Origin of the sequence: Methylobacterium sp. J-088 (assembly GCF_022829295.1) — a bacterium.
GTDB lineage: Bacteria > Pseudomonadota > Alphaproteobacteria > Rhizobiales > Beijerinckiaceae > Methylobacterium.
In genome coordinates this window covers 1-14,445 of record NZ_JAKSYH010000042.1, presented here as the reverse complement: position 1 = coordinate 14,445, position 14,445 = coordinate 1, and the positions used below count along the sequence as shown (strand labels likewise).

The following is a 14,445-nucleotide window of genomic DNA, read 5'->3' as shown; positions in this document are numbered from 1 at the left end:
GGAGAGGCGCGGGTCGGACAGGAGGACATCCTGCACCTGCCCCGGGGCGGGCTGGCGCACAGCACCGCCGGTTAGGGCGAGAGGGCGGTGAGTCTCCTGCCCCACATCGCCCGCGGGCGGGCCACGCCAGATCGGGCGGGGGCGATTTTTGGGTTGGCGCGGCGGGCGTAATCCCCCGCGCGCCTGCCGCGTTTCTCCCCCCCCCCTGGGGGGGGGGGGGGGGCCGGTGCGTCAGCGGGGGGCGGGGGGGGGGAGCGCGGGTTCAGGAAAAGGCGCGACCTTCATGAGGGTTGGAGCGTATTCTGCACCCGCGCTCCCCTCTCCCGGCCCCCTTCGGGGGCCACCCTCCCCCTCTGCGGGGGAGGGTGAGCGCGTTGGCCTTCGACCCGGATTGTTCTGCAGCCTTCGAACGCATCGAACCGCGATCTGTGAATATTGTAGCTCGCACGGGAGAGGGGACCTGCGCACCATCTTGCGGCCGAGTTGCCGCACCCGATGTGTGAATCCGCAAGCCCGCAATGGGGGGAGAGAGAAGCCGAAGCGTCTAACGGATCGCCCACATCCTCACCCGCGCCGGTATCGGCCGCAAAAGCCCACGGATACGCTGCATGCGATGACCGCGAGCGCCGATCAACGGCGCCGCATCCAACAAAAAACAGGGAGAGAGACATGACGCTCCGCCACTATACCGCGGCGCTGCTCGGGACTCTGTGCGCGTTCAGTGCCGGCGCGGCGCTGGCCGCCGACCTCGTGCCGGTGAAGATCGGCGTGCTGAACGACCGCTCCGGCGTCTACTTCGATTCCACCGGCGAGGGTTCGGTGGTCGCCGCCCGGATGGCGGTCGAGGATTTCAAGCCGGAGGAACACGGGCTGAAGGTCGAAGTCGTCGCCGCCGACCACCAGAACAAGCCCGATGTCGGCGCCTCGATCACCCGGCAATGGTACGACCGCGACGGCGTCGATGCGGTGTTCGATGTGCCGACCTCCTCGGTGGCGCTCGCCATCGCGCAGATCACCAAGGAGAAGAACAAGGCCTTCATCAATTCGGGCGGCGGCACCGCCGACCTGACCGGCCCGGCCTGCACGCCCAACACCGTCCACTGGACCTACGACACCGCGGCGCTGGCCAACGGCACCGGCAAGGCCATGCTCAAGCGCGGCGGCAAGTCCTGGTACTTCATCACCGCGGATTACGCCTTCGGCCTCGCGCTGGAGCGCGACACCAAGGCCGTGGTGGAGAAGAACGGCGGCACGGTCGTCGGCGGGGTGCGCACGCCGTTCCCGAATCCGGACTTCTCCTCGTTCCTGCTCCAGGCTCAAGGATCCGGCGCGCAGGTGATCGGGCTCGCCGATGCCGGGCTGGATGCCGCCAACGCCATCAAGCAGGCGCACGAATTCGGCATCCGCCAGGGCGGCCAGACCCTCGCCGCCCTGCTGATCGCCATCACCGACATCCACTCCCTGGGCCTGGAGGTGGCGCAGGGCCTCGATTTCACCGCCTCGTTCTACTGGGACCTCAACGACGGCACCCGGGCCTTCGCGAAACGGTTCGAGACGCGCATGTCCGGCAAGAAGCCGACCTCGTACCAAGCGGGCGTCTATGCCAGCACGCTGCACTACCTGAAGGCGGTGGCGGCGCTGCACTCGGCCAAGGACGGCGCCGCGGTGGTGGCCAAGATGAAGGCACTGCCGACCGACGACCCCCTGTTCGGCCAGGGCACGATCCGACCGGACGGGCGCAAGATCCACCCGATGTACCTGTTCGAGGCCAAGGCGCCCTCGGAATCCAAGGGCGAATGGGACCTCTACAAGGTGCTGGAGACGATCCCGGCCGAGCAGGCGTTCCGCCCGATGCGCGAGGGCGGCTGCCCGCTGGTGGCCGGCATGACGGGCAAGTAGGCGCCTGCGGCTATCCCATCCACCTCCCTCGTCCCGCGAGGCTACCGGATCAGCACAACGCTATGCCGAGGGATCCCCTCGCCCCGCGTGCGGGGAGAGGGCCGCGTCTCCCCCTCGTCGGGGAGCGCGGCGAGGCGGCAGCCGAGGGTGAGGGGGCGGTTCAGGATGAGCCTCCTCCGGAATCGCCCCCTCACCGCCGCTCCGGCTTCGCCTCCGCTTCCCGCACGGACGGCGGGGTCCATGCGGGCCTCTCCCCGCACGCAGGGAGAGGGGAAACCTGCGCTTCAGGCTGAGATCTGTGAACGTCGTAGCATCCTGAGCTGGTGGGTAGGATGGTTGATCCTCACGCCACCCCGATCCGATCCAGGGCCGCCAGCGCCTCATCCGGCAGCCGGAGTTCGGCCGCCGCGAGGTTTTCGTGCAGGTGGCCCAGGGAAGAGGTCCCCGGGATCAGAAGGATGTTGGGCGACCGGCGCAGCAGCCATGCCAGCGCCACCTGCATCGGCGTCGCGCCGAGCCCGGCCGCCACCGCCGACAGGCTGTCCGACTGGAGCGGGCTGAACCCGCCCAGCGGGAAGAACGGCACGTAGGCGGTGCCGGACGCCGCAAGATCGTCGATGAAGGCGTCGTCGTCCCGGTGCGCGAGATTGTACTGGTTCTGCACGCAGACGATGTCGGTGATCCGCCGCCCCTCGGCGACCTGACGCGGCGTGGCGTTGCTCAGGCCGATCCGGCGGATCAGCCCCTGCCGCTGGAGATCCGCCAGCACGGTGAGCGGCGCCTCGATCGGCCCCTCCGCCGGCCCGTGGACATCGAACATCAGGCGCAGGTTGACCACGTCGAGGGCATCGACGCCCAGGTTGCGCAGGTTGTCGTGGACCGCCTGGGTGAGTTCCTCGGCCGAGAAGGCCGGGTTCCACGAGGCGTCGGCTCCGCGCTTGGCGCCGACCTTGGTGACGATCACGAGCCCGTCCGGATAGGGGTGGAGCGCCTCGCGGATGATCTGGTTGGTGACGTGCGGCCCGTAGAAGTCGCTGGTGTCGATGTGGTCGACGCCCGCCGCCACGGCTGCGCGCAGCACCGCGACCGCGGCGGCGCGGTCCTTGGGCGGCCCGAACACGCCGGGCCCGGCGAGCTGCATGGCGCCGTAGCCCAGCCGCTTCACGGTCCGGTCTCCGAGCGGGAACGTCCCGGCCTGCGCAATATCCGCGGTGATGTCGGTCATGGCGAATCTCCTGTTGGCGCCCCGGATGTAGACGGCACCGATTGCGCCGATAAGCCGTGACGATCGGCACGGGCCGTGCGCATTCTCGAACAATGACCCAGGATCTCGCCGATCTCACCGCCTTCGTGACCGTGGCGCGGGCCGGCGGTTTTCGCGAGGGCGCCCGCGCCGGGGGCGGGAGCGCGTCGCGCCTTAGCGAGGCCGTGCGCCGCCTCGAAGCCGGGCTCGGCGTGCGCCTCCTGAACCGCACGACCCGCAGCGTCGCGCCGACCGAGGCCGGCGCCCGCCTGCTGGAGCGGCTCGGTCCGGCCTTGGCCGAGGTGGAGTCCGCCCTCGACGTGGTGAACGGGTTCCGCGATCGGCCGGCCGGGACGCTCCGGCTGAACGTGCCGCTGAGCGCGGCCCGGCTGGTGCTGCCGGCGCTCGTGCCGCGCTTCCTGGCGGCGTACCCCGAGATCCGCCTGGAGATCGTCGTCGAGGACGGGTTCGTGGACGTGCTGGCGGCGGGCTGCGATGCCGGCATCCGCTACGACGAGCGGCTGGAGCAGGACATGATCGCGGTGCCGATCGGCCCGCGGCGGCAGCGTTTCGCCACGGCGGCAGCCCCGGCCTATCTCGAAAGGCGCGGGCGCCCGGACCATCCGCGTGATCTCCTCGCCCACGCCTGCCTGCTCGGCCGGTTCCCCAGCGGCGCCCTGACGGCGCCCTGGGAGTTCGAGCGCGACGGCGCCATCGTCCGGGTGGACCCGTCCGGGCCGCTGATCGTGCGGGTCGGCGCCAGCGACCTTGCCGTGGCGGCCGCGGTCGCCGGCACCGGGATCGTCCACCTGTTCGAGGACTGGCTGCGCCCGCATCTCGACAGCGGCGCCCTGGAGCCGGTGCTGGAGCCCTGGTGGCAGGAATTCTCCGGCCCGTTCCTTTACTATCCGGGCCGGCGGCACCTGCCGGCGCCGTTGCGCGCCTTCGTGGATTTCATTGCCGGATCGACGTTGCAGGCGTAGTGCCTTTTGCTCAGCAAACAATCCTACGGGGATAAGTACCGGCATTCAAAACGCAGATGGCTGCTTATGTTATTTGAATAAAAAGCTCAGCGAATCGAATTGGCATTCAGGCAATGAACTCTTGGAATTGGTCTGAGTATGGCGCGTTAGTTCAATCAGGCATAGCAATCGCACTTGCACTGATAGCCCCTTACTTTAGCTGGAAATTAGCTCGCAGAAGTCAAGCAGATGATCAGAAAAGGCAGACTAAACTCAGCATTTTCAGTGCCCTTATAGAAAATAGGAACATATGGAACTCAAGAGAGAGCGTAAAGGCCCTCAATCTAATTGATGTTGTGTTCCATGATAGCCAGGAAATTAGAACAATTTGGCGTGAATATCATGGGATGATAACAAGGAGCGAGTTTAATGATACACCGATTGGGCGTACATTAAGAAGTCAAAAACTTATTGAATTACAAGCGTCGATTGCGAGAAACTTAAACTACAACATTGATCAATTTGATATAGAACGCGTCTATTTGCCAACATGTTTGGACGAAGAACAAGAGATTTCTATTCGAGAGCGTGGAATCAAACTTCTTAGAATTCGAGCAGAGTCGCAGGATCAGACAACGATATATTCTACCCCACGCAAAGACCAAGCCACCAAAGGAGATTTCTCACCTGACGAAATTCCTGCCATCGATGGTGCGTACCTTTTGCATTTCACACGACAAGACGGCGCAGCTGGCAACGCCCTTATTCAATTAATTGACAGTTCAATCAACGGGGTCGACATTTTAGGTGTCAAATATTCAGGATCTTACACCATTCAAGGAGGGTGGATTGCAATAAATGCGATTTTAACAGTCCCTCCTAGAGTTAAAACGATCTTTGATACTGAAAGCTCAGATCAAACCACGATACCAGTATCCTTTGAACTACCGTTAGATTTCTCGACCGGCCAAAAAATTCATCAAGTTGTTGCTTATGGCCTCACATTGAAGATCAAGCTTAATAAGATCAGCGCAATTTGAACTAAGATTTGGAATGCAAACAACGAAAGTGAGTTAAGAATAATCACATCACTCCGGCAGTGCGAACACCGTGAGCTGCCCGCCCGGCGCGGTATATTGCGACAGGGCCGCGTAGCCGCCCACCGCCCCCGAGCCGTCGGCCGGGTCGGTCAGCCCCGCCGCCAGCCCGATCCCGGCCCAGCCGCCGATCCCGGAGAGCACCGCCACGTACTGCTTCCCCTCGTGCAGGTAGGTTGTGACGTTGCCCACGATGCCGGACGGGGTCTTGAACCGGTACAGTTCGTGCCCGTCCCGGGCATCGACCGCCTTCAGATAGCCCTCCAGCGTGCCGTAGAAGACGATGTTGCCCGCGGTGGCGAGCGCCCCCGACCAGACCGAGAACGGCTCCGGGATCGACCACGCGATCCGCCCCTTCGCCCCGTCCCAGGCGATGAAGGCGCCGGTCCGGTCGGTGCCCTCCGGCGGGTGCAGGGTGAGCGTCGCGCCGACATAGGGCTGGCCCGGTGTGTAGGTCACCCGGAACGCCTCGTAATCCATGCACATGTGGTTGGTCGGCACGTAGAACAGCCGCGTCTTCGGCGAGTAGGCGGCCGGCTGCTGGTTCTTGGCGCCGAGCGCCCCGGGGCAGATGTTTTTCGTGGTTTCGTCCTCGTCGGCCTCGCCCGGCGCGTAGCGCTTGTCGACCAGAGGCCGGCCGTAATCCGGGGCGGCGGGGTCCATGCCGATCCGGCTCGCCCAGTTGACGCTCGGATCGAATTTCTCCGCCACGAGAAGTTCGCCGGTGGCCCGGTCGAGCGTGTAGCCGAACCCGTTCCGGTCGAAATGGGTCAGCACCTCCCGGGAGCGACCGCCGATCACCTGCGCGGTGAGGATCATCTCGTTGACGCCGTCATAGTCCCACTGGTCGTGGGGGGTCATCTGGTAGACCCAGCGCGCCATGCCGGTATCGGCGTCACGGGCGAGGATCGACATCGCCCAGCGGTTGTCGCCGGGGCGCTGGGCCGGGTTCCAGGTCGAGGGATTGCCGGTGCCGTAATAGACGAGGTTCAGCGCGGGATCGTACGCGAACCAGCCCCAGCTGCAGGCCCCGCCGGTCCGCCACTGGTCGCCCTCCCAGCTCTTGAGGGACGAATCCCGGCCGATCGGGCGGCCGAGTTCGGTCGTCGTCTCCGGATCGACCAGCATGTCGGCATCCGGCCCGGTGGCGTAGGCCCGCCAGAGGCGCTGTCCGCTGGCCTGATCGTAGGCCGTGACGTGGCAGCGTGCCCCGTACTCGCCGCCGGCCAGCCCGACGATCAGCTTGCCGTGGACCGGCAGGACCGTGGCGGTGTTGGTCTCGCCCCGGCCGGGATCGCCGTTCCTGACCGACCACAGCACCCGGCCGGTTTCGGGATCGAGGGCGACGACCGTCGTGTCGGCTTGCTGGAGGAACAGGCGCCCGTCCGCGTAGGCCAGCCCACGCGAGACCGTGTCGCAGCACATCACGGCGATGACGCCCGCATCCTGCCGGGGGGCGTAGCGCCACAGGATCTTGCCGTCGTGGTCGAGGTCGAGGGCGTAGACGATGTTGGGGAAGGGCGTGTGCACGAACATCCGATGCCCGACCACGATCGGCGCGCCCTCGTGCCCGCGCAACACGCCGGTGGAGAAGGTCCAGGCGACCTTGAGGCGGCCGACATTGCCGGCGTCGATCTGCGCGAGGTCGGAATAGCGGGTGTTGGCGTAGTCGAGGGTCTGGAGGACCGGCGCCTCGCCCGCCCGCACCACGCCGACGAGGCAGGCCAGCAGCAGGGCCGCAAGGATCGAAGCGCGCATCGGGGGAGTCCTCATCCGATCTTGTTCGCGCAGGCCCCGGCGTTCCCGCACGATCCTCCGGGTCGTCGCGCGCTTTTCCCGCTCCCGCAGTAGCTACGATATTCACCCATGCCCAGCGGATATCGCCGCTGGCGGCGGAGCGCGACCGGCCCCCCTCTCCCGTGCGGGAGAGGGTTGGGGTGAGGGATGAGAACGCTCAGGATCGAGCACGTGATTGCTGCGCCGACGGGTCGCTCCCTCTCGGATAAACCTGACCCCTCACCCTGTCCCTCTCCCGCACGGGAGAGGAGGCCCGCGCTCGACCCTGCACCGACGTTGCCAGACCGAATGTGTGAATCCGGTAGCCCATAAAGCGGGGAGGGAAACGCACGGATCCGGGCCATCTCTGGAGCAGGGGTCAGAACGGTGAATCCGCGCGCCCTGCAGGGAAGGGCGCGCGCCGGCACCGGGAGCTGCCGGCCTCACATCCGCTCTTTGACCACCGTTTCGGCCTCGGGATCGGGCTCGTGGCCGGCCTCGCGCAGCAGGGGCACCACCTCGGCCGCCGCGCCTGTGACGAGGTAGCTCAGGTCGAGCCCTTCGCGGATGAAGCCGTGGCCGCGCATGTGCTCGAACAGGGCGAGCAGCGGCGCCCAGAACGCCGCCACCGAGACCAGCACCACCGGCTTGCGATGGCGCCCGAGCTGCGCCCAGGTGAGCTGCTCGACCAGCTCCTCCAGGGTGCCGATGCCGCCCGGCAGGGTCACGAAGGCGTCCGAGCGCTCGAACATCAGGCGCTTGCGGGTGTGCATGTCGGGCACCACCACGGTCTCCTGAATGTCCGCCAGCATGTGCTCGCGCGCCTGGAGGAAGTCCGGGATGATGCCGGTGACGTGGCCGCCGGCGTCGAGCGCGGCGCGTGCCACCGTGCCCATCAGGCCGACATCGCCGCCGCCGTAGACGAGGCGCATCCCGGCCTGCGCGATGGCCGTCCCGAGCACCTCGGCGGCCGCCCGGAAGGCGGGGTCCCGCCCGAAGCCGGAGCCGCAATAGACACAGACTGTCCTCACCGGGGCCATCCGGCGCCCTCCCTCGCGCGTCTGTTGCGAGCCGTCCGAGACATGCCCCGCGCCGATCGGTCCAAGGGCCAAACTGCTGACGTCGCGGGGGATTCACCCGCCGGGGCGGCGGGACGGCTTGGTGTCGGCACCATGTACGGTATTATGCCGTGTTCCGTCGACGGTTTTTCCCGCACGGCGGGCGGGATCGAGGGAGGCTCAGGTTGGCGATGTCGAGACAGGTGCGGCGCAGTCTCGCCCTGGCGCTCGTCGGCCTCCTCGGCGGCCTCGGGCTCGTGGCGGCCCTGTTCGGCGGGGAGTCCCTGCGCCAGCTGACCGGCCGCGGCACGCCGGAGAACGCCGCGCAGTCGTTGGCCGATCCCGGCGCGCTGGCGTCGCGCCAGGCCCCGTCCCGCGACGGCAAGCCGGGCGAGGGCGGTGGCCTGCCCCGGGCCGACGCCCCGTCGGACCCCGCCCGCGCGGCCGGATCCGGCAAGCCGGCCGCCGCGGTGCCGCGCTTCGACATCGTCCGGGTCGAGCCGAACGGCGATGCCGTGGTGGCCGGCCAGGGTGCGCCGAACGCCGTCGTCGAGATGCTGGTCAACGGCAAGCCGGTGGCCCGGACGACCGCCGACGAGGGGGGACAATTCGCCGTGGTGCCGCCGGCCCTGCCCGCGGGATCGAGCCAGATCCGGCTGCGCATGACCGACAAGGACGGGCGGGCGGCCGAGTCGGAGCAGAGCGTGGCGGTGGAGGTCGCCCCCGGGCGCGACCGTCAGCCGCTCGTCGCCCTGACCGCCCCGGACGCAGCGACCGTGGTTCTGTCGCAGCCGGGCGCGCCCGATGCCAAGGCCGGCGCCAAGGCCGTTGCGGCGGCACCGTCCGGCGTTGCGGCTGCACCGTTCGGCGCCGCGGGGCCGGGACAGCCGACCCGGATCGCGAGCGTGGACGTGCAGGAGAACGGGCGGCTGTTCGTCACGGCGACCGGCACCCCCGGCGCGGCGATCCGGCTCTACCTCAACGACACGCTGATCGCCCCCGGGCGCGTCGGCCCGGACGGGCGGGCGAGCTTCACCATCGGGCGCGGCGTGAAGCCCGGCCAGTATCAGGTGCGGATCGACCAGATCGACCCGGCCACCGGCAAGGTGGAGACCCGCGCCGAGGTGCCGCTGTCCGTAGCCGAGCCGACTCGGATCGCCACGCGCGACGTCGCCGGCTCGCAGCCATCGACCATCCCGGGCCATGCCCAGGGCACCCTTCCGAACCCGGCCGCGAACCGCGCCTCGGGCGCCTCCGCGCGCGGAGCCCGATCGACCGGGCAGGGCGTCGGCCCCGGCCTGGGTCGGGGTGCAGGGCCGGACGGCGCGCGGCCCGGCAGCGCCACGGATGGGGGGACGGGCAGCACGAAGGCGATGCCCGGGCGGCCTGAGCCGCAAACCCCCGCCGCGGCGGCGCCGGGTCCGGCCGAGGCCCGGAGCACCCCGGCAGAGGCGAGCGCCGACGGCGCGGTCTACGTGCCGGAGATCAGCACGGCCAAGATCACCCGCGGCGACAACCTCTGGCGGATCAGCCAGCGCACCTACGGCCGCGGCGAGCGCTACACGGTGATCTACGACGCCAACCAGACCCAGATCCGCAATCCCGACCTGATCTATCCGGGCCAGATCTTCGTGCTGCCGGCCGAAAAGCGCGGTTGAACGCCCCTCACTCCACCGCCTGATCGTCCCCCGCGAAGGCCAGCCGGCGCAGCCGGCGCAGGGCCGCGGCCAGTTCATCGTGCGACGGCACCGCCAAGGCGAGGCGGACCGCGTTCGGGGCGTGGCCGGGGGCGACCGCGAAGGCCGGGGCCGGGATCAGCGCGATGCCCTGGCGCAGGGCCGCCGCCGCGTAGGCCTCCGCCCGCCAGGTTTCCGGCAGTTCCAGCCACAGGTGATAGGCACGGCCGTCGCCCACCACCCGCAGGTCCGCGAGCGCCGCCCGGGCGATCACCTGCCGGGCCGCCGCGTCCCGGCGCTTGACCGCGGCCAGCGCGGTGGCCGAGCCCCCCGCCATCATCCAGTGCATGCCGGCCGCGAGCGACAGGCCGAGGGCTGTCCAGGCGCCCTGACGGATCGAGGCCGCGAGCCGGTCGGTCAGGGGCGGGGGCGCCGCCACGAGGCCGAGCGTCAGCGAGGGCATCACCCGCTTGGACAGGCTGTCCACCAGGATCACCCGATCGGGCGCGAGACAGGCCAGCGGACGGGCATCCGCGAGGAAGCCGTAGACCGCATCCTCGATGGCGGTCAGCCCGGTCTGCGCGAGCACGGCGGCGAGGTCGGAACGCCGGCCCGGCCCCATCGTGGCGCCCAGCGGATTCTGGAGGGTCGGCTGAAGGTAGACCCCGCTCAGCGGGTTCGCCCGGTGGGCCTGGAGCAGCGCGTCGGGGCACATCCCCTCGGCATCCATGGCGACCGGCACCAGCGTGATCCCGAGCCGGGCCGCGATCGCCTTCACCATCGGGTAGGTCAGGGGCTCGCAGGCGATCCGCTCGCCCGGCGCCGCCAGCGCGGCGAGCGCCGCCGCGAGCGCCTGCCGCCCGTTGCCGGTGAACAGGATGTCGGCCGGGTCGGGGGCGTAGCCGTCCCGGGCGAGAAATGCCGCCGCGAGCGCCTGCGCCTGCGGTGTCCCCGCGGGCCCGTACTGGCCGAACGCCATCGCGCCGCCCGCGCCGGCGAGCGCCGCGAGGGTCTCGGCCAGAACGGCCTCCTGCTCGGGCAGCCGCGAATGGGTTCGCTGCAGATCGATCGCCGCGGGCGGCGGCTCCGGCTGGAGCAGCCCGTTCCGGCCCGGCGCGGACCGCACATAGGTGCCCCGCCCGACCTCGCCGGTGACGAGGCCCCGGCGGCCCAGTTCCGCATAGACCCGGCTCGCCGTCGAGACCGCGATGCCCTGCGCGTACGCGAAGTCGCGCTGCGGCGGCAGCTTCGCGCCGGGCGGGAGCCGGCCGGCCGCGATATCCGCGGCGATCGCGTCGGCAACGGACCGGAAATCCGCCGATCCCATGATTGCTCCGAGGTCAATGTTTCGATTGATCCGAGATCTGTATCGGATCAATGCTGACCCCGCAATCCCGGCCGGACTGCCCAACCGCCACCGGATCTTGTCCCGATGCCCGCCCTCACGCTGACCCGCTCCCCCGCCGCCGATCGCCCCGCTTCCGGTCCCGCCCTGCTGCGCCTCTGGCTGACGCGTCTGCGCAACCGCCGGGCGCTCGCCGCCCTGCATCCCGAGCAGATCCGCGAGGCCGGCCTCGATTCCTGGCGCCTGCGCGCCGAGATCCGAAAGCCGTTCTGGCGGGCGTGACGCGGTGCCCTGCACGCAGCGTGGGTGATCCCGCGCCGCCGCGGGCCTATATGCGGGGCACACGACATCCCGCCCCGCAGAATCCTTCATGACCGATACGAACGCGCCCCCGGCCGGGCCGACGCCCCAGGCTGGGGGTCTTTCTGCCGAGCGCCCCGGCCTGATCGCCACCTACCGCCGGCTCTGGCCGCATCTCTGGCCGCACGGACGGCCGGACCTGCAGCGCCGGGTGTTCCTGGCGTTCGGCCTGCTGCTCGCCGCCAAGCTGGTGACCATGGTGACGCCGTTCACCTTCAAGTGGATCACCGACGCGCTGGTGGCCGCCGTGGGAGGCAAGGACGCGCCGGTGCCCACGGGGCTGCTCGCCGCGCCGATGCTGCTGATCGCCCTCTACGGCGTCTCGCGGATCGCCATGTCGGCGCTGACCCAGATGCGCGACGGGCTGTTCGCCAAGGTGGCGATGTACGCGGTGCGGCGGCTGGCGCTCCAGACCTTCGCGCACATGCACCGCCTGTCACTGCGCTTCCACCTGGAGCGCAAGACCGGCGGCCTGACCCGGGTGCTGGAGCGCGGCCGTTCCGGCATCGAGGAATTGTCGCGCCTGATGGTGCTGACCCTGGTGCCGACCATCGTCGAGTTCGTGCTGGTGCTCGGCGTTCTGGCCTACGAGTTCAGCTGGACCTACGCGGCAACCGCCTTCGCGACGGTCGCGGCCTATCTGGCCTTCACCTACAAGGCGACCGAGTGGCGGATCGCGATTCGCCGCCGGATGAACGCGTCGGATACCGACGCCAACACCAAGGCGGTCGATTCGCTGCTCAACTACGAGACGGTGAAGTATTTCGGTGCGGAGCAGCGGGAGGCCGCCCGCTACGACGTGTCGATGGCCAAATACGAAAAGGCCTCGACCCAGACCTACGTGTCGCTGGCGGTGCTCAATGCCGGGCAGGCGGTGATCTTCACGCTGGGCATGACCGCGGTGATGTGGCTCGCAGCCCGCGACATCCTGGCCGGGCGCACCACGATCGGCGGCTTCGTGCTGGCCAACACCATGCTGGTGCAGCTCTCGATGCCCTTGAACTTCATGGGCATGATCTACCGGGAGATCAAACAGGCGCTGATCGACATCGACGACATGTTCCGCATCCTCGGGCAGAACCCCGAGATCGCCGACCGGCCGGGGGCGGCGCCGTTGCACGTCGCGGGCGGCACGGTGGAGTTCGCGGATGTCCGCTTCGCCTACAATCCCGAGCGGCCGATCCTGCGCGGCGTCTCGTTCGCGATCCCGGCGGGCCAGACGGTGGCGGTGGTGGGGCCCTCGGGGGCCGGCAAGTCGACGCTCTCGCGCCTGCTGTTCCGGTTCTACGAGCCGCAGGGCGGCCGGATCGACATCGACGGGCAGGACATCGCCGCGGTCACGCAGGAATCCCTGCGGGCGGCGATCGGCATGGTCCCGCAGGACACGGTGCTGTTCAACGACACGATCGGCTACAACATCCGCTATGGCCGGGCCGACGCCACCGAGGCCGAGCTGCGCGAGGCGGCCCGGCTCGCCCAGATCGACGGGTTCGTGTCGAGCCTGCCGGAGGGCTACGACACCCCGGTCGGCGAGCGCGGTCTGAAACTCTCGGGCGGCGAGAAGCAGCGGGTCGCCATCGCGCGCACGATCCTGAAGGCGCCGCCGATCCTGGTGCTCGACGAGGCGACCTCGGCGCTCGACAGCTTCACCGAGGCCGAGATCCAGGCGGCTTTGGACCGGGTCAGCCGCGGCCGCACCACGCTGGTGATTGCCCACCGGTTGTCCACGGTGGTGAACGCGGACGCGATCCTGGTGCTCGACCACGGCCGCATCGTCGAGCGCGGCACCCATGCCGAGCTGCTGGAGGCCGGGGGCGTCTACGCGGCGCTCTGGGATCGCCAGCGGGAGGCCGACGCCGCGCTCGAAGTGCTGCAGCGGGCCGACGCGCCGGTGGTGCCGGTGCGAACCGGACGCGCGGGCGTGCCGGAGACGGCGGCCGCGGAGTAGGGGGCGAGAGGCGACGCGGCGGCGTTCAGGCCTCGGTCTCGATCGGCTTCACGCTGAGGCGCAGGCCGATGGCCATGAGCACACCCATCAACGTGTCGAGCTGCGGGTTCCCCTTCTCCGAGAGGGTCCGGTAGAGCTGCTCGCGGGAGCGGCCGGTCTCCTGCGCGATCTGTATCATCCCATGCGCGCGTGCGGCCACACCCCGGGGGCATGGCTCAGCAGAGCCGGATCATTATCTTCCAGCACGGCTTCCAAGTAGGCCGCGATATGCTCCGGTGTCTTCAGATGCTCGGCGGTATCGTAGGGGAACGTCTCCAGGGCCATGGTCATATCTCCTTCGCCAAGCGCTTGGCCTCGCGGATATCGCGAGCTTGCGAGCCCTTGTCGCCGCCGCACAGCAAGAGGATGATCCTGTTGCCTCGCTGGATATAGTAGACGCGGTATCCGGGACCTTAATCGATCCGCATCTCGCTCACGCCCTCACCGACGGACCTGACATCACCGGGAGTGCCGAGAAGCAGGCGATCGATCCGCTTCGCAATGCGAGCCACGGCCTGAACGTCGCGCAGTCCGTCGATCCAGGCTTGGTAGGCAGCGGTGCGGTGCACGATCACCATGCCGCCTTGTCGTTTTTTGACGACAATCCGTCACCGGATTCGCCGGGCGGCAGCTTGGAGCGGCGCACCGGCAACACGGAGCGGCCTGCTGGCCTGCCCGTTGCGCAGGCCAGCGTCCCGGTCAGCGTCGCACCCTGAGGCCGGTTCCCTGAAATCACTGCACCGTTCTGTTTGACAATGTTCCTACATTATGCTCATTAGCCGCCACCTGTCCACGGCGCTTCCGGGGTGACCCAGCGGCGTCCTTTACTGGGCCCGGCCGGGGGCCGAACGGGCGGGTGCGTGGGAGTGGCGGAGCCCGGGGCGGGCGCTCTCAGCCGTCCTCGCCCCCGGGTCCGGCACGCTGCGGGGCGTGCCTCGGACGCGGGCGTCCGCTCGGGCGGGCGTTTGCCACGGTGGGGTGAGCATGGGACCCCGCGCCCACCTGCGGGCGTGTCGGGTCGTGGGCGACCGTGGACCGCGCC

Annotated in this window: 12 protein-coding genes and 1 pseudogene; 6 read left to right on the top strand and 7 right to left on the bottom strand. The window is 69.0% G+C overall.

The features are described from left to right. Positions 1-669: 669 nt before the first annotated feature. On the top strand, positions 670-1,899 hold the full coding sequence (locus MKK63_RS04035; RefSeq protein WP_243998923.1) for an ABC transporter substrate-binding protein: 1,230 nt from the start codon (positions 670-672) through the stop codon (positions 1,897-1,899). A gap of 343 nt (positions 1,900-2,242) precedes the next feature. Here the strand turns inward: MKK63_RS04035 and MKK63_RS04030 are convergent, their stop codons facing one another. After that, positions 2,243-3,124: an aldo/keto reductase family oxidoreductase gene (locus MKK63_RS04030; RefSeq protein ID WP_243998921.1), complete on the bottom strand. Its 882-nt coding sequence runs from the start codon at positions 3,122-3,124 to the stop codon at positions 2,243-2,245. 92 nt (positions 3,125-3,216) lie between these two features. Between MKK63_RS04030 and MKK63_RS04025 the strand changes: the two genes are divergently transcribed. Further along, positions 3,217-4,125, top strand: a complete 909-nt coding sequence (locus MKK63_RS04025; RefSeq protein ID WP_243998925.1) for a LysR family transcriptional regulator — start codon at positions 3,217-3,219, stop codon at positions 4,123-4,125. Between the two features lie 113 nt (positions 4,126-4,238). Further along, positions 4,239-5,144: a DUF6680 family protein gene (locus MKK63_RS04020; protein WP_243998919.1), complete on the top strand. Its 906-nt coding sequence runs from the start codon at positions 4,239-4,241 to the stop codon at positions 5,142-5,144. Positions 5,145-5,192: 48 nt separating this feature from the next. On the opposite strand, the gene MKK63_RS04015 is transcribed toward MKK63_RS04020, so the two are convergent. After that, entirely contained in the window at positions 5,193-6,959 is a 1,767-nt protein-coding gene (locus MKK63_RS04015) for a methanol/ethanol family PQQ-dependent dehydrogenase (RefSeq protein WP_243998917.1), read from the bottom strand. A gap of 461 nt (positions 6,960-7,420) precedes the next feature. Then, positions 7,421-8,017 carry a TIGR00730 family Rossman fold protein gene (locus MKK63_RS04010; RefSeq protein WP_243998915.1) on the bottom strand — a complete coding sequence of 199 codons (597 nt, stop codon included), beginning with the start codon at positions 8,015-8,017 and terminating at the stop codon, positions 7,421-7,423. Between the two features lie 209 nt (positions 8,018-8,226). On the opposite strand from MKK63_RS04010, the gene MKK63_RS04005 reads away from it, so the two are divergent. Further along, positions 8,227-9,693: a LysM peptidoglycan-binding domain-containing protein gene (locus MKK63_RS04005; protein WP_243998913.1), complete on the top strand. Its 1,467-nt coding sequence runs from the start codon at positions 8,227-8,229 to the stop codon at positions 9,691-9,693. A gap of 7 nt (positions 9,694-9,700) precedes the next feature. Here the strand turns inward: MKK63_RS04005 and MKK63_RS04000 are convergent, their stop codons facing one another. Next, entirely contained in the window at positions 9,701-11,038 is a 1,338-nt protein-coding gene (locus tag MKK63_RS04000; RefSeq protein ID WP_243998911.1) for a PLP-dependent aminotransferase family protein, read from the bottom strand. A 105-nt stretch (positions 11,039-11,143) separates the two neighbouring features. Here MKK63_RS04000 and MKK63_RS03995 point away from each other — a divergent pair, with 105 nt between their 5' ends. Further along, positions 11,144-11,338, top strand: coding sequence for a translation initiation factor IF-2 (locus tag MKK63_RS03995; RefSeq protein ID WP_243998909.1), 195 nt, complete (start codon positions 11,144-11,146; stop codon positions 11,336-11,338). Positions 11,339-11,426: 88 nt separating this feature from the next. Then, positions 11,427-13,364 carry an ABCB family ABC transporter ATP-binding protein/permease gene (locus MKK63_RS03990; RefSeq protein WP_243998907.1) on the top strand — a complete coding sequence of 646 codons (1,938 nt, stop codon included), beginning with the start codon at positions 11,427-11,429 and terminating at the stop codon, positions 13,362-13,364. A 25-nt stretch (positions 13,365-13,389) separates the two neighbouring features. Here the strand turns inward: MKK63_RS03990 and MKK63_RS32170 are convergent, their stop codons facing one another. The 3 genes and pseudogenes from MKK63_RS32170 to MKK63_RS03980 form a co-directional block, all read right to left on the bottom strand. Continuing rightward, on the bottom strand, positions 13,390-13,542 hold the full coding sequence (locus MKK63_RS32170; RefSeq protein WP_409564470.1) for a DNA-binding protein: 153 nt from the start codon (positions 13,540-13,542) through the stop codon (positions 13,390-13,392). Continuing rightward, positions 13,539-13,688, bottom strand: coding sequence for a DNA-binding protein (locus tag MKK63_RS32165; RefSeq protein WP_409564469.1), 150 nt, complete (start codon positions 13,686-13,688; stop codon positions 13,539-13,541). The genes MKK63_RS32170 and MKK63_RS32165 overlap by 4 nt, the downstream gene beginning before the upstream one ends. Before the next feature lie 2 nt (positions 13,689-13,690). Next, a pseudogene (locus MKK63_RS03980) lies at positions 13,691-13,981 on the bottom strand (type II toxin-antitoxin system RelE/ParE family toxin). Positions 13,982-14,445 lie beyond the last annotated feature (464 nt).